The 22,655-nt window shown below is 46.2% G+C and carries 21 protein-coding genes; 12 read left to right on the forward strand and 9 right to left on the reverse strand.

All coding sequences use genetic code 11. From position 1 onward, the window contains the following. Nucleotides 1-71: 71 nt before the first annotated feature. The 8 genes from IPJ67_04710 to IPJ67_04745 all read left to right on the forward strand — a co-directional run bounded on the left by IPJ67_04710 (nucleotide 72) and on the right by IPJ67_04745 (nucleotide 10,060). Nucleotides 72-479 (forward strand): PrgI family protein, encoded by a 408-nt coding sequence (locus tag IPJ67_04710; GenBank protein ID QQR77397.1) that lies wholly within the window; start codon nucleotides 72-74, stop codon nucleotides 477-479. A gap of 140 nt (nucleotides 480-619) precedes the next feature. Continuing rightward, complete coding sequence (locus IPJ67_04715) at nucleotides 620-1,321, forward strand: hypothetical protein (protein QQR77398.1); 702 nt, start codon at nucleotides 620-622, stop codon at nucleotides 1,319-1,321. 98 nt (nucleotides 1,322-1,419) lie between these two features. Beyond that, nucleotides 1,420-3,240, forward strand: coding sequence for an ATP-binding protein (locus IPJ67_04720; GenBank protein ID QQR77399.1), 1,821 nt, complete (start codon nucleotides 1,420-1,422; stop codon nucleotides 3,238-3,240). Nucleotides 3,241-3,301: 61 nt separating this feature from the next. Further along, nucleotides 3,302-3,982: a hypothetical protein gene (locus IPJ67_04725; protein ID QQR77400.1), complete on the forward strand. Its 681-nt coding sequence runs from the start codon at nucleotides 3,302-3,304 to the stop codon at nucleotides 3,980-3,982. Nucleotides 3,983-4,006: 24 nt separating this feature from the next. Beyond that, nucleotides 4,007-4,708 carry a hypothetical protein gene (locus IPJ67_04730; GenBank protein ID QQR77401.1) on the forward strand — a complete coding sequence of 234 codons (702 nt, stop codon included), beginning with the start codon at nucleotides 4,007-4,009 and terminating at the stop codon, nucleotides 4,706-4,708. Beyond that, nucleotides 4,705-7,413, forward strand: coding sequence for a hypothetical protein (locus IPJ67_04735; protein ID QQR77402.1), 2,709 nt, complete (start codon nucleotides 4,705-4,707; stop codon nucleotides 7,411-7,413). Before IPJ67_04730 ends, IPJ67_04735 begins: the two co-directional genes overlap by 4 nt. Before the next feature lie 114 nt (nucleotides 7,414-7,527). After that, entirely contained in the window at nucleotides 7,528-8,898 is a 1,371-nt protein-coding gene (locus IPJ67_04740) for a hypothetical protein (protein QQR77403.1), read from the forward strand. Between the two features lie 4 nt (nucleotides 8,899-8,902). After that, entirely contained in the window at nucleotides 8,903-10,060 is a 1,158-nt protein-coding gene (locus IPJ67_04745; GenBank protein ID QQR77404.1) for a hypothetical protein, read from the forward strand. A 42-nt stretch (nucleotides 10,061-10,102) separates the two neighbouring features. Here the strand turns inward: IPJ67_04745 and IPJ67_04750 are convergent, their stop codons facing one another. From IPJ67_04750 to rpmH, 9 genes are all read right to left on the reverse strand, one after another. Beyond that, the gene (locus IPJ67_04750) at nucleotides 10,103-11,482 is read right to left on the reverse strand and encodes an O-antigen ligase family protein (GenBank protein QQR77405.1); all 1,380 of its coding nucleotides are present in this window, start codon (nucleotides 11,480-11,482) and stop codon (nucleotides 10,103-10,105) included. Nucleotides 11,483-11,528: 46 nt separating this feature from the next. After that, nucleotides 11,529-12,779 (reverse strand): O-antigen ligase family protein, encoded by a 1,251-nt coding sequence (locus IPJ67_04755; GenBank protein ID QQR77406.1) that lies wholly within the window; start codon nucleotides 12,777-12,779, stop codon nucleotides 11,529-11,531. Beyond that, nucleotides 12,776-13,588, reverse strand: a complete 813-nt coding sequence (locus IPJ67_04760) for a glycosyltransferase family 2 protein (protein QQR77407.1) — start codon at nucleotides 13,586-13,588, stop codon at nucleotides 12,776-12,778. The genes IPJ67_04755 and IPJ67_04760 overlap by 4 nt, the downstream gene beginning before the upstream one ends. Continuing rightward, nucleotides 13,578-14,447: a glycosyltransferase family 2 protein gene (locus tag IPJ67_04765; GenBank protein QQR77408.1), complete on the reverse strand. Its 870-nt coding sequence runs from the start codon at nucleotides 14,445-14,447 to the stop codon at nucleotides 13,578-13,580. Before IPJ67_04765 ends, IPJ67_04760 begins: the two co-directional genes overlap by 11 nt. Next, nucleotides 14,444-15,901: a flippase gene (locus tag IPJ67_04770; protein QQR77409.1), complete on the reverse strand. Its 1,458-nt coding sequence runs from the start codon at nucleotides 15,899-15,901 to the stop codon at nucleotides 14,444-14,446. The genes IPJ67_04765 and IPJ67_04770 overlap by 4 nt, the downstream gene beginning before the upstream one ends. A 196-nt stretch (nucleotides 15,902-16,097) precedes the next feature. After that, the gene (locus IPJ67_04775) at nucleotides 16,098-16,574 is read right to left on the reverse strand and encodes a hypothetical protein (GenBank protein ID QQR77410.1); all 477 of its coding nucleotides are present in this window, start codon (nucleotides 16,572-16,574) and stop codon (nucleotides 16,098-16,100) included. Nucleotides 16,575-16,701: 127 nt separating this feature from the next. Further along, nucleotides 16,702-17,493 (reverse strand): YidC/Oxa1 family membrane protein insertase, encoded by a 792-nt coding sequence (locus IPJ67_04780; GenBank protein ID QQR77411.1) that lies wholly within the window; start codon nucleotides 17,491-17,493, stop codon nucleotides 16,702-16,704. Between the two features lie 106 nt (nucleotides 17,494-17,599). Then, entirely contained in the window at nucleotides 17,600-17,944 is a 345-nt protein-coding gene (gene rnpA / locus IPJ67_04785; protein QQR77412.1) for a ribonuclease P protein component, read from the reverse strand. Between the two features lie 12 nt (nucleotides 17,945-17,956). Then, a complete protein-coding gene (rpmH, locus tag IPJ67_04790; protein QQR77413.1) occupies nucleotides 17,957-18,091 on the reverse strand; it encodes a 50S ribosomal protein L34 in 135 nt (44 codons plus the stop codon). A 173-nt stretch (nucleotides 18,092-18,264) separates the two neighbouring features. Here rpmH and dnaA point away from each other — a divergent pair, with 173 nt between their 5' ends. From dnaA to IPJ67_04810, 4 genes are all read left to right on the forward strand, one after another. Then, on the forward strand, nucleotides 18,265-19,827 hold the full coding sequence (gene dnaA, locus IPJ67_04795) for a chromosomal replication initiator protein DnaA (GenBank protein ID QQR77414.1): 1,563 nt from the start codon (nucleotides 18,265-18,267) through the stop codon (nucleotides 19,825-19,827). A gap of 81 nt (nucleotides 19,828-19,908) precedes the next feature. Then, nucleotides 19,909-21,048, forward strand: a complete 1,140-nt coding sequence (gene dnaN / locus IPJ67_04800) for a DNA polymerase III subunit beta (GenBank protein ID QQR77415.1) — start codon at nucleotides 19,909-19,911, stop codon at nucleotides 21,046-21,048. Nucleotides 21,049-21,052: 4 nt separating this feature from the next. Beyond that, complete coding sequence (locus IPJ67_04805; protein ID QQR77416.1) at nucleotides 21,053-21,367, forward strand: hypothetical protein; 315 nt, start codon at nucleotides 21,053-21,055, stop codon at nucleotides 21,365-21,367. 32 nt (nucleotides 21,368-21,399) lie between these two features. After that, complete coding sequence (locus IPJ67_04810; GenBank protein QQR77417.1) at nucleotides 21,400-22,644, forward strand: hypothetical protein; 1,245 nt, start codon at nucleotides 21,400-21,402, stop codon at nucleotides 22,642-22,644. Nucleotides 22,645-22,655 lie beyond the last annotated feature (11 nt).

The following is a 22,655-nucleotide window of genomic DNA, read 5'->3' on the forward strand; positions in this document are numbered from 1 at the left end:
TGTGTTTGTTTGGGAAAAAGGTAAATGTTTTCAATGTGAGAGTGTTTGCGTGTAGAAAAGATATCATTGGAATGCGCTCTATGCTCTTCAATGTCCCACAATTTATTGATGTTGAAGATAAAGTAGCAGGCCCACTCACTGCCAAGCAAATACTCTGGATGGTTGGGATGGGCGGCGTATTGTTTATTGTGTGGACATTCTTTGATACGACGACGTTCTTTGTGTTGTCTCTTCCGATTATTATTCTCTTTGTACTCTTTGCCTTCTATCGTCCTTACAATCAGTCACTCCTCTTTTTCTCTGTGAATGCGGTCATGTTTTTCTTCCGACCAAAGGTATATACCTGGGATCGCCCGGGTGTGGTGAAGAATGACATTGTGAAGCCGAAAGAAGAGAAGGTGATAATAGGTCCGAAGTCACTGTCAATCGAGGAGATACAATCATTGGCGAAGGCGGTTGATGGTGGGAAGAGTCGATAAAGGAAGTTATTCTTGTGAAAAAGGGATTTTGATACTACGGATGAAATAATGATGAATGACTTGGGCGATATTTTCTTGGGATAAATGGAGTTAAAACCCCACCTTTGTGGGGATGACAAATGGATAAAATCTCTCTACCTATGGAAACTCTGAGTGATACCAAAAAACCAGCAGCGCAAGATTCAGCATCGAGCACGCAACGCTATGTGGAGGTTGAAGAGGTGCGCGATGGGGTGATTGTGCTCAAGAACGGAGCGTTTCGCTCGGTGCTTCTGGTATCATCACTCAACTTTGATCTCAAGTCCGCAGAGGAACAAGATGCTATCATTTTGCAGTATCAGAATTTTCTCAATTCTCTTGATTTCCCGGTTCAGATAGTTGTTTCTTCGCGACGATTTGATATTCGTCCCTACATTGAAGTATTGAAAGACAAAGAGAATCACCAGAGGAATGAATTGTTGCGACTTCAGATCTCTGAGTATCAGAATTTTATCAAAAGTCTTTCGGAAGTATCGAATATCATGTCGAAATTTTTCTATATTGTGATACCGTTTTCTCCTGTTGAAGATAAGGAAAAAGGGCTATTTCATAGTTTGACGACACTTTTCAATCCGGCAGGAGCGATTACCGAACGTCGAGAGTTTTTTGAAACCTACAAGAATCAGTTGTGGCAGAGGGTGGATCATGTGAGCTTCAGCCTGTCGCAGACGGGGCTCAAAGTGGCACCACTTAATACTGAAGAATTGATTGAATTACTTTACAACTCCTACAATCCATCGCTTTTTACAACGCGGCTGACAAAGAATATTGAGGCGATTGATTTGGCGGTTGAAAAAGTATAGCAAGGGTGTACGTTTTTCGAATTTTCCCTGAGTATCTGTATGCGTACATTTTTTGGTAGCTGGAGTTTTTGAGTCGTTGAATCTGGAATGAAACATATATGCGAGTCCCCTTTCTCTCCTCTTTGGGAGGAGAACAGAACGAAATATTGGAAAGTGAAGCGCTCTACCAGCGTGGCATAGCGCGTATTCGAGATCTTATCGCGCCGTCCGCTATCAAGGTAAGCGCGAATTCGTTGCAATCCGGTGAGACGCTTGTGCGGACACATTTCATTATTGCTTATCCACGATATCTCAATACTAACTGGTTTTCACCGGTTGTGAATTTGGACTTTCCTATGGATACCGCGATGTTTGTGCATCCAATCGACACGCGAGATATATTGCGCAATCTCCTGAAGTCGGCGACACGCGTTGAGTCATCCATTCAAATAGAATCGGAGGCGGGAAAAGTTCGCAGTCCCGTGCTCGAGACAGCACTTCATGATATCGAGGAATTGCGCGATCGACTTCAGCAAGGAACAGAGAAATTTTTCCGTTTCAGTATCTATATTTCCCTCTACGCGCAGTCAATCGAAGAGCTCAATCGCATGAGTCGCTCTATCGAGGCGATGCTTGAATCCCAATTGGTCTATATCAAGCCAGCAGTCTTGCGTATGCAGCAGGGCTTTACTTCGACCCGCCCTGTTGGCATGGATACACTCGATGTCGCGAATAATCTCAATACAGCGCCACTTTCAACGACTTTCCCCTTTGTGTCCGCCGATCTTTCTTCGAATGACGGTATACTTTACGGCATCAATCGGCACAATAACAGCCTCATCCTCTTTGATCGGTTTAAGCTTGAGAATGCGAACATGGTGATATTTGCGAAGTCCGGCGCCGGGAAAAGTTATTTTATGAAGCTGGAAATCTTGCGATCGATGATGTTTGATACGAGCGTCATTGTGATTGATCCGGAAAATGAATACAAGCACCTTGCCGAGACGGTAGATGGCTCGTTTATTCACATGAGCTTAAATTCCCCTTTTCATATTAACCCTTTTGATTTGCCAAAGAAGCGCGATGATCAAGAGGACTTCGAGGGGCTCTTGCGGAGCAATATCGCAACCTTGATTGGACTCCTCCATCTCATGCTCGGCAGTGTCACTGCTGAGGAGGACTCGATACTCGATCAGGCGCTTCGCGAGACGTACGCGGTGCGTGATATTACTGGGAAAACGGATCTCTCGACGCTTACCCCATCATCATTTCCAACGATGAGTGACCTTTATGAAGTTTTGCGGAACATGGAGGGGACAGAGTCGCTGGCTGCTCGGCTGGAGAAGTATACACAAGGTATTTTCTCGGGATTTCTGAATCATTCAAGCAATATCACCATGCAGAATCAGTTCGTGGTGTTCAATATTCGCGATTTGGAAGAAGAATTGCGCCCGATTGCCATGTATCTCATCTTGCATTATATCTGGAATGAGATGCGCTCGGAGTTGAAACGGCGACTTGTTGTCGTGGATGAAGCATGGATTATGATGCAAAACGACGATGCAGCGAGCTTTCTCTTCGGTATTGCGAAGCGCGCGCGAAAATACTATTGCGGACTTACAACCATCACGCAGGACATCAGCGACTTCATGGGTTCGAGGTATGGAAAGCCAATCGTGACCAACTCGTCGCTTCAGCTTTTGCTCCGTCAGTCGCCAGCGTCAATTGATGTGGTGACAGAGACCTTCTATCTGACGGATCATGAGAAATTCTTGCTTTTGGAGAGCGCTGTTGGTGAGGGCATTTTCTTTGCCGGATCGAAACACGTCGCAATCAAAGTGGTGGCATCGTATAGTGAAGACCAGATTATTACCTCGAATCCAGAACAACTCGTAGAAATAGAGGCAGCGAAGCGCGAATTTGACGAACAAGGTGGTTGAAATGATGTCTACTACTTCAAAGTGAAATGAAAGAAGTGGGCATTTGCTTGTATATATACCTATGGCAGTTGCTCGTGTTGCGGTGAATGGTCGTGATAATTTTGCTCTTGAGCAGGCTGCTAAAGAAGAGCGAATGCTTTTTCGTGAGCAGCGAGAGCGCTTGCGACAGGCACAACAACAGGCGCACATCATTCAAGAAGAGGCAACCATTTCGGAAGAAGAGGAATTTGAATCGGAGCATGTGGAAATGGGGCGTGCAGAACGAGTAAGTATTTTCTCCTACTCAGCACCGTTCATCGTTGCTTGTTTCAAAGATTTTCTCGATTTTACTGTTGTGCTGGCGCTCCCGGGAATAGCGACTGTGATAAGTATGTGTGCCGATATACTTATATTATTACTCCTTTTCTTCCCAAAACATCGGTATCGACTTACAACGAATGCTCGATTGATTATTATAGATGCATTCATCTTGATGGGACTTATTCCTCTTGAAGGGCTTGCGTTTCCATTTAATCTTCTCCCATTTACGGTGGCAGCTGTTGGAATGATTTATACCGTCGACAAGAAGTTTGTTGCTGCACGAAATTCGAAGCGCTTTGATCGAAAGAAAATGAACGCAAATCTTACCGGTGTTATTCGACAGGCAGCGGATAATCGGAAAAGTTCTGATAAAAGCAGGGTATCTGAACGGATGCAGTCTACTTGGGATACTCCAGAATATGAAGCTACACTTGGAGCGTAAAAGAGGCACTAAAGGGTATATTTTATGGCACCTTCTGAAAGAAAATACCCGCTTATTCAGTCATGTTTGAATCGGCGATTTCTCGCGATGAATGCGATAATAGCGGCAAGTATTGTGCTTGCGCTTTTCTTTCCGATTTCGGGCACAGTAGAGCGATTTGTTTTAGCATTTTCAACATATTTTCTACTTCCGGCAGTATTTGTCCGTTTGGTATTGCGAGAGCCACTGTCGACATTTGGCTTTTCATGGGGGAAAAGAGGTATCTTCTCGAATGTCGCATTGATAGTGTTGAGCGTTTGCGTGTTTGGTATGTTTGTGTGGGGAGTGCTTGCGGGCACATCTTTTGGGCAAGCATTTCTGAATGTGTCTCGAGGAGCTCATGCGGCACTACATAGCGATTTCTGGGTGTTTCTCGGGTCCCTAGGATTTCTCGCGTGGTTTGTTTTTTTGAAAGAAGTTTTCTTTCGTGGATTTTTCTTGCTTTTCTGGAAACGATATGCGTATAGATGGAGTCTTGTAGCGCATTTCCTCCTCATTGCAGCTGTCTCTACAAAAGAGCTTCAAATATTTGCTGATTCGGGGAGTGGGGTGACGTTTCTATTTACCATTGTCTGGTCAGTCATCGCCTCAATACTTGCATTTGTGACAGAATCCGTGTTTGTGTCGTTCTTTTTCTCGTTGTTTTCTGCTATACTCATATCGGTTCTTGCGATTTCGATATCATGAAACAAAAAGGCATTCTTTTTTCAAAAACATTTCTCGCTGCGATTTTTCTCGCTGCCTTTTTGGTATTTCCAAAAGGGGTTTCTGCTGACATTACGGATGTGTTTGTCACCAATATGCCGACATTTTCCGGTACGGTTGAAAATTTCGAGCGTCGGTATCATCTCAATCTGGAGAGCTTGCAGAATCAGGGGGAAAACTTCAATGTCTCCTCACAAAAAGGACAATCTCCACAAGTATTGCTCTATTTCAGCCCCTCTGATCCGAAGCCGGGAACGGAGATGGAAGCACGTGCCTTCCCTGAGTTTTTTGGGAATGAGAAGGATACACTGTATTACACGTGGTATATTCGTCGAAAAGGCTGTGATTTGAATAACTCTCCAAATGAAGAAACCCTGAAACTCTGCGATCGGGATTCGAGTCCAAGTAGCAATGACTGGAGAGTTGACCGATTTGGAAATAAACGGGTCATATCTGTTGAGGATTGGAAGATTGAAGCTATGCAGGCAATTGTTGCGGAAAGCTTTGACTCCACATGTTCGCTCAATGGCAGTCTTACTGATGAAGAGCGTGCAAACTGTGCGGAGAATATGTACAATCCCGATGCGCCAAGTCGGGTGAATCCGACGGGGAACAAGGGGAACGATCGCGATGCGGATGGCTACCGCGCGACTTATGGAGGTGATGGGAAATCGGGACAAAATTCCTATTGTTATATTCATGATTTTCAGGATGGGGAGAATTACGAATTGACCAGTGGGTGTGAGCATCTCTTTCCGAATAATTATAAGATAGATGGGAATGGACGTATCTTTCGTGACGGAAATATCGGAGAAAGTGACGATTCGTTTTCTATAGATGAAGAGCATTTCTGGCGTACTGATCCAGAGGACCCGAGCACTGCGCAAAATGGCAATAAGGATGAAGCAAATATAGCTGGTTTGGGACAAGGGACATTTAAGTGGACGTATCAACCCGAAGATAGAGTTGGCGTTGTTGTGGAGGGCGCTTCTCTTTATACAACGAAGTACGATGATTCGAGCATGATGATTATGTGGGCATTGCCCAAGAATGTCTGCGCGGTTGTTGGGAAAGGAACGAAGCAAATTACAACAAAAGGCTTTTCGAGTGATGCGACAGCACAGGTGACCATTAATACCTCGACGACGGATATTAATGACTGTCTGGAAGATAACCTTGTCGATCCGACAGAGGGCGCACAAGCAGAAAATGTCGACGTTTCTCTCTCGTATGCGCCGGATGCGCCTTCTGCGAAGCTTATTCCTTGGGGGGATGATACGACCGATGCCAAGCTGATTGCTCAGACAGGGGATATGTTGACGATCAATGCCGCTTCTTCAAATGTGGAGCAAAGCACGGCGCTTACCAATTACACGTGGCGCGTTCAGGCGAGTAAAGACGGCACCTTCAATACTCGCTTCAGTGACGAGAATGTGTGGACGGATATTACGCGCGATCTCCAAACAGCAAAAAACATCAGTGTGCCAAGTGGTAACAATGTTTCTTCCCTTTCGATTAACCTCAATTTAAATAGTACTGTTTATACTGATGCGAAAACGAACACGCTTATCCCTGGTTTTAGTGAATACTTTGTTGACGATGTGGCATATTTCCGTATTATGGTGAGCGCAACGACGAATTTTGCCGGTGCAGTCAGTCAGAGTGGATCAAGTTCGGTTGTTGTCAAAATCGTGGCGAACAAGTCTGTCGATGTCTACGATGTTGATACAGTGAAAGACTCGACAACCGGACTTGTGAGCGTCAAGCGGAATAGCACAGAACTCTGTAAGAGCAATACGTTCCAGCAAACCATTTGCCCTGTTTTGAACAATCAAGTGGTAGGCGTGTTCCTGTCGACGGGTGAGGGAGAAATCCGTGATTATGCGTGGACACTCAATGGTCAGGCGCTTACGTGTACATCCCGAGTGTCGGGCGAATGTGATGATACGAAGCAGGGAGCGGTTAATTTTTTCCCTATTTCTGGAAATGTGGGGGATATGTATATCGTGACGGTAGTTGCCAACAATGCTGAAACGGGAAAGTCATTCACAGTATCGCGACGCTTTCAGATTGTGGATCCAGATTTTGACATTGTTTCGACTGATACTGAGGCGGCCTGGCCGAAATACCTCGGTAAGTATGTCAATCTTGATGGTTCGGAGTCTGATGATATGAGTAAGACGTCCTTTGAGGGAGTCGTGGGAGGTGTTGCGCAATTGTCCGCAATATTCCGTCCGGAAGTGCTCGGTACATTTGTCTTGAATGGTGTCAAAGCGGGTGATGATCAAAATGAAATGATCTGGTCTATTAATGGCAACCCTTTCAAGTGGAATGACACAGGTCTCTCACTTTCGCTCGACGGGAATGTCGGCGATATCTATACCGTGACGCTCTCTGGTGCCTATAATCAACCTCGCGAGCTCCGCAAAGCGCTCTATGATATCTGGCGTATTTCTCCCTTTAGCTCTGAAACGGTGCGATTTTCGAAAGAGATTCAGATTCAATTGATTGATGGGAACAACTATCTTGGTAAGACAAAATCAAATACGTTCTTTGCATCGATTCTCTCGGCAGTACCTCCATTTGTACTTTTTTCCGTCCGACTTATTCTTTCAATGGGGCTCATCCTTCTGATTATCGGTGTAGTGTTTTCATTCGCTCCGGAAACAAAGGAAGATAGGGCGTAGAGACGTAAGATTTTGCGTCTTTCCCTGAAGGGCAATAGAGGTGGCGTAAGGAATAGACAAAAACACAAAAGTCTGCGTATCTACGTGAAGGACTGATGATATAAAGAACCTCGTATGAAGTATCTGAAACAAATTGGGAAGATTTCTATTTTTTTACTTGGAGTCTTGGTTGTTTTCGGATTTTCTGAAAAGATGGTTTTTGGTGCGGAACCGACAACAGAAGCTGAATGTAAAGCGGTTACACCGAATGCTGGAGAATGTAGAGACGACATTGGTGTCGACAGTTGCGCTGTTGGTGTATTGCACAAATATGGTACCTGCGGAACAGGAAAAGTCTGCTGTATTCGTTCCGGGAGTGTTGGATCAAACTGTGAAGCAAGTGGAAGAACAGGATTATGCAAAGAGAAAGATGGATGTAGTTCCTCGACTGAGGATGACCTTGGCGTTGGAAAAGACTGCCAGAAAGGAGCGCCAAATCTTCCTGATCTTACATGCTGCTCTTTAAAAAGTTCTAGTTCAAATCCAGATGTGACTTGCAATAAGCTGCAATGTGGCAATGGGATTTCTGGAACATGTATGCCGGCGTCTCCGGGTTGTGGTAATCTGACGCAGTATGGATCGTGCGGATCGAATCAACAGGGCGGATCTGTGTGTTGCATTCCAAAAGATTGTTCGCCTACGACAACACCTACGGCGAACACATCTGGCTCCACTTCTCTCAACTATACCCCGCTTGAAAATTTGCCGGGGTTTGATGGGCAGAGTGGGGATTTCGCGACGTATTTTGGGAATCTCTATAAATTGGCGCTGTGGATTGTGGGGATATCGGCACTTTTTATGCTCGTCGTAGGAGGATTTCTCTATCTTTCAAGTGCGGGGAATACCTCGCTTCTCGGCACTGCCAAGAAGTATATCTACTCCGCACTTATCGGGCTCGTGATTGCACTTATCTCATGGCTCCTCCTCGATACGATAAATGGCGATTTGACGAATCTGAAACTGAGTGGACTGAATGGCGCAATTGGAACGAGCGGATCGAATTCTAGCTCTGGGGAAACACCAATAGCTGGGTCTGGGTCGGGTTGCAGTGGTGCAGAGACTCAATCCGGAGCACATTGCGAAGACGCGTCGCAAGCTGTTTCAGATGCACTTAAATGTATAGTTGACAAACTTGGAAGTAAGAAGATACAAATATCGAGCATTTCCGAAGATTCTGGAGGAAAGAGTCTGTTTACTCAATGTAGAGATAGCTATAGTCAACCTCCTTGTGAGCATACTACCAACTCATGCCACTATGGTGGGAAAGCAAAAGCATCAAAATCATGTGCTGCTGATATATCAAATTCATATACGAGTAATGCTGGAGCTGCGTCGAAAGAAGAAATAAAGGTTGCTGCTCGTAGTTGTGGTACCCCTTTTATAAATGATGAGGGAAATCATGTACATATAAGTGTATCAGGTTGTGATTGTGATGGACATAAGTAGGCGTATGAAGAAATTTTTCATCATTACGGCGGTTTTGTTTGGAGTGTTGCTCTTGTTTTTCTTGATATATAATTTTCTTTTCAGAAATAATCCGCTTGATGGGAAGGTGCCAAATGTCGCGGTGATTCCAAATGAACCCAGTGCTTCTCCTCCGAAGCAGAGTGATGCGATGAAAGATCAGAAAATAGCGCCGCTTACCGATGGCGAGGGAATTGTGCCGTTCTTTGATGCGAAAGATCGCGCAGTGTTCTATCTTGCACCAGATGAGAAAGCGCTCAAAGAAACTTTTCTCGCAACGGGATTGCCGAAAACGGTGGTCAATTTCCCTTTCATTCCAAAGGATATCGTGTGGTCGCCAGATGGCGGGAAGGCATTGGTAAAGAAGAATGACACCGAGTGGGCGCTCTTTGTCCGGCAAAATGAAGGCGGATCGGGCGAATCAATGGTGTCTCTCTTGAAGCCCGGGATAGAGAGTCCGACATGGACGAGTCTTGGCGATCGCATTGTCTACAAATATTTCGATGCGACGACAAAGAAGCGGACACTCAATATTGCCAATCCCGATGGTTCCGATTGGGGGATGATTGGAGAGACGCCGTTTCAGTTTCTTGAGATGCGCCCGGTGCCGAAGAGTTCGATGGTGGCGGTGTGGAATCGAGGAAATGCTTTTGAACGGACATCGCTCAAAGCATTGCCGATTGTGGGCGGGGATATGCGAGAGATTTTTTCTGCCAACTATGGCGCGGACTACCTTTTTGCACCGAATGGCACGCGTATTCTCGTGTCCAATTCGATTGAGAAAGGAAGCTCGAGCATTTCCCTCGCACTTCTCAATGACCAAGGTGGTGAATATACCAATCTCTTTGTCCCGTCTCTTGTGGGGAAGGCGGTGTGGTCGAAGAATAGCCGGTTTGTCTACTACGCCCTTCCCGGGTCGATACCGGCGGGGAGTATTCTTCCGAATGACTACTATCGCAAACCGATTCTGACAATGGACACATTTTGGAAAGTGGATGTCGAGACCGGCGAGAAGTCACGCGTAGTGGATCCAAATGATATTGATCAGAGCTATGATGCCGAGAACCTTGTGCTCGATGCCGATGAAACCATGCTCTTCTTCCACAACCGACATGATGGGAAAATCTATCGAATCAATCTGTAGCACATTTGTGTTGGCGGGGTCGTTAGTTGAGAGAAAGAATTTTTAGAGATTGTGAGGGGGCTGTTTTTCAGAAGAAATTGTTTTTTTACCTGTCTTCGCATGTTCGCTTCGAAAGCCGCAAAAAAACAATTTCTTCTGAAAAACCGTGCGAAGCGAACATCCCCTTTCCGCAGTGCAATCAAAGAGGGCTTTTCTCTCGGGGAGAATGCCGAGAAAAAATATAATCCAGAATATATAGGCGAGACTCATTCTCCAATAGGGCGTGTCGAAGAGTCCATGGATAATGAGTGCGAGCATGATTGCCATGAGCGTCAAGAGAACCGAAGGGTTCTCTGTTTTCGTATATATTCGAAGGGTGTTTCGAAACCAAAGGATAATGAGAATGCAAAAGGAAATAAGTCCGACAACGCCGCTTCCGAGCCAAAAAGCGAGGAAAATGTTGTGTGGCTCCGGCACCGACCATTCGAGATAGGGTGGGAAGTATTGTTGATAGACAAGGTAGCAACTTTGGAAATTTCCCGGTCCGACGCCAAAGATAGGCGAGTCTATGAGCATTTTCTCGGCGGACTTCCAAATCATAACGCGCGACGCGAATGATGATCGCGAGTCCAGATTGAAGAAATGTTCAAATCGCGGGGTGTTTCTTTGGGAGAATGCGACCATTGAAATGAAAATTGTGGCGATGCTGAGGACACTTGCGAGTCTTTTGAAGGTTATGCGATGTTGTACAACCTCAAGCGAGAGTATGGCAATGAAAGTGGCAATCCACGCTGAAAAGGAATGGGCGGAGAAGAGAAGAATAAAAAACATGGCAGTGTATGCAAGCCAGAGAAATGTTTTTCGCGTTCGGAAAAAGTACCAAGAGAGAAGAGTCGCTGGTGTGAGAAAGAGTGCGAAAGCGTTTGGAGAATTGAAAATACTTTCGAATCGTCCGTCATAGGTCATTCCGCTTCCAAAAAGCCACATGAGAAGAGAATATATTCCGAAAGGGAAAAAAGATACCGCGAAAAGAAATATCACATTCTCGCGCGAAAAATACCGTTGAGAAGCGAGATATATACTGTATCCAAAGAGGAGAGGAAAGAGAAACCATGATTTGAAAATACCGAGTGATCGGAGAAACGATTCGGATGAAAGTGGACAGATTGCACTCTCTGAATGCGCGGCAAGAATCGAAGTAATGACGCCTCCAAGAAGCAGGAGAATACCAGTGTTTATTGCGGATGGTGGGAATACAAATACGCTCTTTTTTTGAGATTTCTGTGAGAGTGAGGTGTTTTTTGCAAGGAGAATGCTTGTGGCAAAGAATGTGACGGCGAGTTCAATGAAATATATTGGTATGCCAAAGAACACAAAGCGCGCACCTTCGAAGGGAAGGAGAAAAAAAAGAGCAATTATATTGAAGAGAAGGAATGTTTGCATGGACTGATAATGGTTCAGATGGTAAGGGGTGAATTTTGGAAGTATTTTACAGTACGAAAGCAATGAGGCTAAGAAAGAGTGGGAGAATATGTACCGAATAGAGCGGTGTTTCGAAGAGGCTATGAAGAGAGAAGATGAGGAGTGCGCATCCTCCAGCAAAGATGAGTGGGTTATTTCGATATTTCGTGAGTGATCGTGTGAGAGTAATTGAAAGGAGGAGGAAGAAGAGTATTGCCGATAGTATACCGGTTTCGGCGGCGATATCGAGTAGGGTATTGTGAGCATAGCGCGGTTCACGATAGGTTGCTGAGGGGAGTACGGTATTGGAATAATTGCCGAGACCGACGCCGACAAATGGGTGTTGCTCAATAATATGTATTGCCTCGCTCCAGATGGCGATCCGACCACTTGTCGAATGATCAGAGAGATCAAAGGTTGAAATGAGTCGACTGGAGAGCGGATTTGGTGTGGCAGCTATGAGTACAAGGAGAAGTCCCGATATGCTGAAGGCAAGAATGTGTTTGTGAATGAGCTCTGAAAAGAGTATACCCAAAGCGAAAAGCGCTGTGATGAGGAGAGCAAGGTATCCGCCGCGAGAGAAAGTGAGAATATCTGCGAGCAGTATGATGAAAGATGCCACTGAAAAGGTTATGCGTGTTTTTGGCTGCGTTGTACAGAAAGCGAGCATGAGTGAAAGTGGAATCGTCATGCCCCAGAAGAATGAGGCGATATGTGGGTCGGGGAAAAAAGCGCTTGCTCGGAGGAAATTTGTTCCACCAACATTGACCACCATGCTGGAATATTCCGAAACAACATCGGAGAAAGTGTGTCCGGAAAACAGTGGAAGAATAGTGCTCTGCCAGAAGAGTATGGCTGGATCGAGGCCGATAATAAACGGAAGAAAAAATTGTGCGATGCCGACAATACCAGAAATCACTGAACCATACACAAGCACTCGTGCAAATATTTCTCGCGATTTTGCTTCACGGAACACTGAAAAAGCGACGAAGAAAATTGGAAAGAACGAGAGGAGAAAGCTGAGTTTGCGCAGTCCCCATGAAAGATTCTCAACAAAGAAGAGAGAAAATGCCAAGAGAAAGAAAACAGAGAGCAAGAGAAATGCTTCTAATCTTGAGGGGAGTGGTAATGATCGGCGTATGAGTGAATGAATAAACCATAGTCCCGAGAGCCCGATGACGAAGAGTCTGGAGATGTGAAGGTCGATGCCCGGCATCGGACTCAGGGCAAATTGAAAGGGAAGCGTCGCAAAGAAGAACAAGAAAAAAAAGCGAGTCATAGGAAGAATATCTTTCGAAAAATGGCAAGGAGAAATCGTTCGTGTCGTGGGCGATGAAGGGCGAAGTATTGGTCTTGGGAGGTGTAGTACTCGCGCTTTTGTTGCTCTCGGGAATGCTCCATGCTCCCGCCTCCTCGATGAAGTATGTTCACGCGTGGCGTGAAGACGATTTTCTTGTGGAGCTTTTTTGTGCGAGTGCAGAGATCGACGTCTTCGTAGTAGAGAAAAAATCGTTCGTCAAAGCCATGGATTTGAAAAAAGAGCGCGCGAGGAATGACGAGTGCAGCACCGCTTACCCATGTGACAGATCGAGACTTTTTTGTATTCCAGAGTGAGGTGCTTGCCGAAAGTCCGAGGTGGTTTCTGAAGATATTTACGAGTGTGATGTGTTTGCCGGCACTCCATGGTTGAGGCTTTTCTGGCTCGATGAGGAGCTTCATGCCAACTATGCCAACAGACGGATACTGTTTGAATATACTTGCTATGTCCTGCATGTTTCCTGAAAGAAAACGCGCATCGGGATTGAGGAATATAAGTATGTCGCCTTTTGCATATTCGGCGCCGCGATTTGCTGCAAAACCGAAGCCGTGATTTTTGGCGAGGGAGACAAGTGTGAAGGAGAACCTTTCTTTCAAGGAAAGAAGAACTGATTCTTCGCTCGGGTCATTATTGACGACAATACATTCGTATTCTTTGGGCAGAATGATATTTTGAAACGATGAAAAACACGCCGGAAGGAGCGCTGCGCTGTGGTAGTTTACGATAATAAATGAAAACTTCGGCGTCTTCTGTCTCGTATTAGTATCCATATTTCCAGAAGTCTCTGAAGGCATCGCGTACGGAGAGCGCTGAGACGTCTTTGTTTTTTTTGTGCCGCGCAATGCGGAGTATATTCCAGCATTTTCGCAGAGCAAGAGCGGTCCAGAAGAAAGGTTGCTCGAGGAGTGGCATATTCTTTCGGAAGAAGAGGAGACCTGAGCGGACAAGCCAATAGGTTTTCTCGGGATTTTTTGCGCTTTCTTCGGAGTGAGTGATGGTGACTCCTGGATGAACAATAGCAGAGAAGCCGGATTTCTTGGCTCGATAGGAAAGATCAACGTCTTCGTAGTAGAGAAAAAATCGTTCGTCAAAGAGTCCAACGATTCGGAAAACCGAAGCTTTGATAAGTGGCGCGCACCCGGAGAGGAAGCCGGTTTCAAAGGGCATAGTGTGGCTGCGCGGTGGTGTGTGAATGGCGCGCATCCGGAGCCAGGATATTTTTCCGCCGCCAAACCAGAGAGATTTGTTTCCTGGCGCTGTGATGAATGGGGATACCATCCCGACATCTCCATGACGTTCAAGGACGCTGACGAGAGGGTAAAGTGAATCCTTTGGGATAACGGCGTCTGGATTGATGAGCCAGAGATACTCTGCTCTTTGGTCGAGAGCGAAGCGGATACCGACATTCATACCGCGTGCGAAGCCAACATTTTCAGAGTTTCTGATGAAGTGCGCTTTCGGATAAGCTTTCTTTGCTTGTTCAAAGGAGCCGTCTATGGAAGCATTGTCGATGACTACGACACGGAAGAGTGGATAGTTAAGATGAAAAATGGAGCGCAAACAACTAGGGAGTGTGGCACGCCCATTGTAATTGAGTATCAAGATAAAGACGAGTGGAGATCGGTTCATATGAGGGGCGATTTTGTTTCGTTGTTTTCGAGTGCGGAATGTTTGCGGAAAAGAAGCGGTGCAATTTCATCCATGCCAATGCCTCCAGTTGCCCAGAGAGACACGAGATAGACACATATGCCACCAAGGAGTCGTACAAGAAAGGGAAAAGAGGCGCAGAAGAAGAGAAAGATACCCAGAATACCGGAAGCAAGCAGTATTCGAAAGAGTCCGCGGGTATCGGGACGATATCCAAGAAAACGAAAAGCGAGAAAGGCGGTTGCCAGCGCGACGGCACCTTCGGTCGTGAGTGAAACGCTTGCGGCGCCAGCAAAAGAATACTTGGGAATGAGGAAGAGATTGGCGACAATATTGAAAGCGGCGACTACAGAAAGGACAGCGAGGAGGCGCTTCTGAAGATTGCCGGCGATGAGTATAGCGTTGAAGAAATTTCCGAAGAATATGGCAGCGAGCGCGAAGACGAGTATGCGCAGTGGGAGAGCAGCTGCAAGGAAATCGGGACCGCCAATGAGGAGTACGAGTGGTTCAGCGAGGAAAAATCCGCCAATAGCGAGTGGCGCAGCAAAGACGACGAATACTTTGAAGGTTTTATCAGCAACGAGACGGAACTTCTCTGGCTCGTGGAAGATGTATCGGGAGAAGAGTGGAAGAACGAGTCCGGCAATCATGGCAGGGAAGAAGGTGAGGTTCTCGATAATTTTGTAAGCAGCATTGTAGATGCCGACATCGGCGCTTCCTTGGAGTACGGAGAGGAGTATCGTATCCATTTTGAAATAAGCGAAGGAAACGATGGAAATCATGCCGACAGGGAGGGACTCGCGGAGAAAGCTTTTCCAAAATGAAATATCAAATGAAAGTCTGAATGAAAGGAGTCTTTGACTCAAGAAGAACAATGCGCCAGCATTGAAGACCATGTAGGCAAGGAGGGCCAAGATAATGGCGCCGAACCCCCAATCGAAAGAAACGGCAGCAATAATAATGCTGAGTTGGAGACACTTGCCGAGAAATTCCACGCTTGCCACTTCGAACATGGCGAGACGCTTCTGGAAAATTCCATTGAGTATGCCGGAAGAGGAAGCGAAGACAAAGGCGATTGCTGCGATGATAATGCCGAGGCGAAGCTCTCGATCATAGGGCAGGAAAGGCACAGCGATGAGTGCGAGCCCGAGAATAATCGATGAGCTTACGATGCGGAGTGTAACGACATTGCCGACAATAATTTGTTCGGGCGCGTCCTTTCGGGATATTTCTCGCGCGAGGAGTGGAGAGAGTCCGAAATCTGCCAGTGCAGCAAAGAGTCCGAAAAAGGCGAGAACGGTCGCATAATTTCCGAAGCCTTCTGTGCCGAGATAGCGCGTTATAAAGCCAATCGCAACGAGCGCCAAGACCGTCGAAGCGATTTTGGCAACGGAATTGAACACGACATTATAGGCGATGCGTCGAGCGAGTGGCATGAGATGGAGTAATGTTTATGCTCTTTACTCTATTGCAAAGTAAACAGAGTTAAGAATCTCGCTAGTCCTGTTTTGCGGTAGGGGGACAGTCACCACTTGCTAAGCACAGTCGCTCTTAGGGCGAAGTTCGCAGTGTGCTTTCCATGGACTGACGGAACCTGGACACTCACCTTCGCGGGTGTGACGAATGTAATTTTCAGAGAGCCTCTTTCGGTTTTACTACGACTTTGCGGTGTTCGCCGGTGCCGGAGCTTTCAGTGGTGACGGTAGGAGAATCGGCAAGCGCCATGTGTACGCATTTTCGCTCGAAGGGCGTCATAGGGCGAAAGAGTACGGGAGTTTTTTCTGTCGTTGATTTGAGTTCTGCCTCTTTTGCTTCTGCAAAGAGAGCTTCGGTTTTTTCTTTCCAGTAGGAATTGACGTCTATTGAAAAATCCGCCCATCCTTCAAGCTTTCGGCGCGCGGATGCACGAGCAATAGTTTGCAGTGCTTCCAGATTGAGTCCGCGCTGACCAATCAAGAGATTTGAGCCTTCACTGGTGGAGATGTGACACACAAATTCTCCTTGTAGAGGAAATGCTGGCTCTTGAATGTCCACCTCTGCTGGAAGTGTCATTTTGGTAAGTATATCGCTCACGAGTGTGCGGACGGTTTCTGCTCGTTGGTTATCCATAGAAACTTCTCATGTGGTTATGAGTCGGCAAGCGACCCTTCCCTCCTGATAGAGAAGATACCATTGTTGAGCCACGATGAAAAGGGTTGAAAGAAAGCGAGTGGATTCAAAAATGCGCGAATGCATCCTATGCCGACTTGCGAATGAACGTTGGGCGCTTCGGATCGGAGCTTTTCTTAAAGAGATATTGCTGTTGAGCAATCATGAAGAGGGTGGAAACAAGCCAGTAGAGTGCGAGTCCTGAGGGGAATGTAATACCAAAGAAGAGCGTGAGCCCGGGACCGATATAGAGCATCTGTTTGGTCATGATTTGACTGAAATCGGGAGATTCGTCTGGCGCATCCGAATTTTTCGTAGGAGGAGACTTTTTGGGAGATTTTTCTGGACTCTGCTTCTTGTCCATAATCATCTTCATTTGGTAGTACTGAGCGAGCGCAGTAGTCGCGGCGAGGAGTATGCTCGGCTTTGAGAGATCGAGTATTCCAATGAAGAAGCGATGGATATCTCCCGGATTGGAAACGAATGTGTAGAGATCTTCGGTTGAAACAACGAAACCGGCATGTGAAATATTAAAGAGGACGCGGTAAATGGCAATGAGGACGACGAGCTGGAGTATGAGCGGGAGACAACCGGAAAGCGGGTTAATTTTGTTTTCTTTGTAGAACTCCATCATAGCGCGACTTTGTTTCTCGCGATCACCCTTGTGCTTTTTCTGAAGCTCTTTTATCTTTGGCTGAATATCCTGCATCTTCTTCTGAGACTCGATTTGTTTCTGAGAAAGGGGGAAGAGCGCTGTCTTGAGAAGAATAGTGGCAACGATAATGGCGATACCAAAATCTCCCCCGGGAATGGTGTCATAGAGAAAGACGAGCAGGTTGTATATTGGTTGGTAGACGCCGGAATGGAAGAGTGTAGACATGATTCGAGAAAATGAGTTTTAAGATGAAATTTTATTGAAATATTTGGTATCTTTCTGAAGAACAGCGTGGGTAGTATATCTTCTTGACACTTCCTTGAGTGGATTTTTACGACAAGAGTCGGATGCGATGCAGAAGGAAGTCTATATCGGTAGAAACTGCTTTCAAATCTGGGTTTTCGGGAGTTTTCTTGAGAAAGACGACAATGCTATCGTATCCGGGGGTGATATGGGGGAGGTTGGGACGCAGAGCCTCTCGTACGAAGCGCTTGATGCGGTTGCGATCGACGGCGCGAGGCGCGGTCTTCTTACTGACGATGACGGCAAAGCGGCTTTTTTCGAGTGAATTGGGGAGAGATATGAATGAAAAAAGGCTTCCATAAGCCTTCTTTCCGAGACGAAACACTCGACGTATCTCCTGATGATTGGATAATCGGTAGGCTCTCGGTATCATAGCACACCGTGGTTATACCGTGAGTTTCTTTCGCCCTTTTCGTCTTCGTGCGACAAGAACCTTGCGTCCACCGACGGTTGCGCTCCGCTTGCGGAAGCCATGTCGACGACTGCGCTTCAGTTTCTTTGGTTGATACGTTCGTTTCATAGGACACTGTCTGATGCAAAAAGTATTTCGAAGTGTACCAAAAGGGAGAAAAAAGTCAAACGGTCGAATTATCCACAGGTTGTGCACAGCCCTTTTTACAAGGGATATCGAAGTGGTGTAGTGTGGAGAAGTGAACAACAATTTCTGTGGAAAAGTGGGGAACGAACCGTGTTATGAAGTATGAAGAACTCTGGAAAGCAGTCTTAGGGGAATTGGAACTGTCTGTTTCGAAGGCAAACTTTGAGACATGGCTTTTGAATACAGAGCTTGTATCTATCGAAAACAGCATTGCGCGCATTGCGGTGGGAAGTCCTTTTACCAAGGAATGGCTGGAGAATCGGTATAATCACATTATTCTTCAAGCACTTCAAAAACAAGATTCGTCTATTCGCGAGATTTCCTGCTTCATCCGTACATCAACGGATTCGACTCAGAAGATTTCTCCCGCTCCTTCTACTCATACTGTGGAAGTATCTCAATCAGTGGCGCCGGATTCGTCGGAAAATTCGCCTTCTCTTCATGTGCATCACACAGAAAAAACATGGGAAGATAACATTGTTTCTCATGACGGTATGAAGAGAGAAATTTCCCCGGAGGCATTGCCATCTTCAACGAGGATGTCTCTGGGAGTGTTGCCGGTTCACCCAATAGTTGGTGTTGGTCAGGACAGCCCTCTTCCAGTGTCTGCTCCGATGGTTTCGCATCGACCAGTGACATCCAATCTTAATCCTCGCTATACGTTTGAGAATTTCATCATCGGAGAGAATAATGAGTTGGCGCGCGCGGCGTCGTTTGCCGTATCGCAGAGTCCGGGGACGCTCTACAACCCACTCTTTATCTATGGCGTTGTTGGTGTTGGAAAAACACATTTATTGCAATCGATTGGCAATGAGGCGCGCCGCAATCATCCGGACATGGTTGTGCGATATACAACCTCTGAGCAGTTTACCAATGAGCTCATCAATCATATCAAGAATCAGACCATGGAGGACTTCAAGCGATCATACCGGGAGATTGATATACTCCTCATTGATGATGTGCAGTTTCTCTCTGGTCGTGAGAAAACGCAGCAAGAATTTTTTCATGTTTTCAATAATCTCCATCAGCTCAATAAGCAGGTGGTGATTACGAGCGATCGAACGCCACGAGCGATTCCGACTATCGAAGATCGACTGAAGAGTCGCTTCGAAGGCGGTATGATTGCCGATGTGAGTCGCCCTGATCTCGAGACACGCATGGCGATACTGCGACTCAAATTACTCGAAAAGGGCACAACGCTCGAAGAGGATTGTATTCGTTTCATTGCGGAAAATATTACTAACAATGCCCGTGAGCTTGAGGGCGCACTCAATCGCGTGCTCGTCTCGGCGGAATTTCAGAAAGTTCGCCCAACGCCTGCCTATGTCGCCAAGGTGCTCGGACAAATTATCACCGCACACAAACAGACGGTGACGCTTGAGAGTATTACAAAGATTGTCGCGGAGTTCTACAATGTTCCCGAAGAAGAATTGTACAAAAAAGGGCGCAAGAAAGAGATTGCCCTCGCGCGCCAGACGGCGATGTATCTCGCGCGCACTGAGCTCGACGTTTCACTTTCTGGTGTCGGTAAGCACTTTGGCGGGCGCGATCATACGACAGTGCTTCATGCGGTTGATCGTATTCAAAAAGATATGGAGAAAGACGGTCATTTCAAAGAAGACATGGTCAGCTTGCGAGAACGACTGTATCGGGAATAAGGGGAAAAGTCCGAGGCATTTGTATTCAAAAAATTCTTATATCATTCGAAATTTAGCATTTGTAATTTGTATGTAGTGCCTATGAAACTCATGTGTACGCAAGAAAATCTGAAGCGAGCGATTAGTGCAGTGGAGCGGGCAGCGGGAAGGCAGAGTGCACTTCCGGTCTTGGCAAATGTGCTCATCGAGACAGAGTCGGGGCGACTCAAGCTCTCGGCGACCAATCTCGAAATTGGCATTGTGGCGCGAGTTGGCGCCAAGGTGGAGAGTGAGGGGAGTCTTACGGTGCCAGTTAAGGTACTCTCGCAGTTTGTGGGGAATCTCCCAGGGACAGAGGTGGCGACGCTCGAGGAAGTGGCGCAGTCACTTTCTATTTCCTGCGGCGGGTACAAGGTGAAAATAAAAGGACTCCCTGCCACGGATTTTCCAATTATTCCCGCCAAGAAGAATACTAAATCTATAGAGCTCCCGGCGCAGGCATTTCGGATGGCGCTCTCGAGACTCTTGCCGTGCGTTGCAACGCAAGAAACGAGATTAGAATTGACAGGTGTCAATTTCCTTTTTTCTGAAAAGGAACTTGCGCTTGCAGCGACAGATAGCTTTCGTCTGGCGGAGGAAATTCTCCCGCTCGAAAAGTTTCTCGAAGAAGACTTGCTCGCCGAAGTGAGTGCCTCAGGATCGCTCATCCTTCCGGCAGCAACTCTTATGGAAGTATCTCGCGCCATCAGCCCGACACAGAAAACCATTTCCATGACGCTTGATGAGAATCAGGTCTTCTTTGAAATGGAAGGCATCGAGGTTATTTCGCGACTTATTCTCGGGAAATTTCCCGACTATAGACAGATTATGCCGCAAGAATTTTCTTTTTCTGCTGTGATTGAGAAAGAAGCTTTCTTGCGTTCGCTCAAGATTGCGACCGTGTTTGCGGCGGGAGAGATTGCTGTCGAACTTGCTTCCGATGATGGCAAAGTGCTTGTTGAGGCAGTGTCGAGTGGTGTCGGGGAACAACAAGCAGAAGTTCCGGCGAAGTTTCTTTCTGGAAGCGGACGGCTTCGCGTGGTATTTCCGCCCAAATCACTCCTTGATGGTGTCGGCTTTATGGAGACGCCGTCTGTTGCGTTTCGCGGGAATACTACAGGGACACCAGTCGCGCTCACAATGACTGATGAGGATGTGCCTCGCGCCAGCTTTACGTATATCATGATGCCGATACAGAAATAGGGATATGAAATCGCTCGCGAAATTTCTTGCTTCGAAGTATCGTCAGGACTCGGCACCTCGCAAGCGGAAGGTGCGAGTGATTGACGAGAAGACAATATTTTTTCTCGTGGCGAAAATCCTCGAAGAAGAATATGGTAAGCGAGGTGTCGCCTCGGTAGTGCCACGATATTTTGATGGAAGGAAACTTTTCCTTTCTTGCAAGAGCAGTCTTTGGGTCGAGGAAGTGATTGCGTTTCGTGCGGACTTGCTTCGGCGGCTCTCCGAGCAGGGAGTGGACAGTGTCACTGATATCAAGGCGTCGCACGAATACGGAAGGTGAGCCATTTGTTATTTCAAGGATTTTTTATGGGGATGGAAAACAGACAATTTGTTTTTGAGATCCGCGGAGAAAAGGAGGGAAATTCGCACGATATTTCTCTTGAATCTCCACAGAAGAAAGATGAAAGATCCCTCAAGGATTTCATGCAGGATATTGCTGATGCTTATTTTCTGGAGATGGCTGACCCTGCGAAACATGCAGGGAGTATTCGAATCCAAGATGCTGCACTGAACTATGTTTTAATGCAAGCGATTGATCAGGGTATTCTCCCAGCGAATACAAGGAATTTCGGGTGGGTAAGTTCCATTTTTGTTCCGGGAAGCTTCCAAGAAGAACTTGCATTGACGTCGAAGTTTTTCAGTGGAAAGCTTGGTGAAATTAAGGGATTTGCAACCGAAATGAATGCATTGATTGGGGCTCATATTTCTCCAGATGAAAGGCGTGAAAAAAAGGAGGCCTTGCGAAGGAAATATATTCTTGCATTGTATAATGACTGGAAAGGGATTTTGGGAAAACGACCGCCAGACATGAGTGGTATTGAGGCGCCATATCAATATATTGTGAGGGAATGTAGCTTCAAACGGAACTATATTGATCAGTCGGACAACTCTCGAACTTGTGAAATTGGAACAAATACGGAGCTTGATTCGGAGCGAAAAATAGATCTTGTAAAGATAGAAAAAGGATCTGATGGGCGGTATATCGCACACTTGGTTCAGTGTAAAAACAGCCCTCCGAGCAAATTGGAATATGAAAAAATACTGATAGCGCACAAGGAATTCGTTCAAGGAATTCTCTCCAAAGAGGTGGCGTCGTTCATAGAGGATAATCTCAATGATGGAACATTTTCAACCAAGTGGAAAGACTTTATTGCAAGCGAGTTAGTGAATGAGGAGAATGTTTCAAATACGTACAATAGGCTTGTATCGTTTGCGCAAAAAACGATCGAAGATTTTCAGGATTCTTCGAAAGGAAATGATACAAGGAAAAAAGGCGATATGCTGAAGGGAAAAGGCAAACAAGATATTACGAGGTTTGCGAGAACTTTTCGATCGCAAGAATGGGAAGACATTATTGACCAAGAATGCAAAGGATTTGGTGAAGATCGCAAGAGCGCTCTCAAAAACGCTTTCCGCGATTTTCTTTCGAAGAACCAAGGACAGAATGAAAATTCTCGAGGGTATCTTCATAAAGGGAACACTGACTTTTATTCCGTGATCTATTCGCGGGATAAAGAGACGAATTCTTGGGGCGTACTTGCGAGTGTTCGGATTTGACAGTTGACGGC

Source organism: Candidatus Moraniibacteriota bacterium (assembly GCA_016699385.1).
Taxonomy (GTDB): domain Bacteria; phylum Patescibacteriota; class Minisyncoccia; order Moranbacterales; family UBA1568.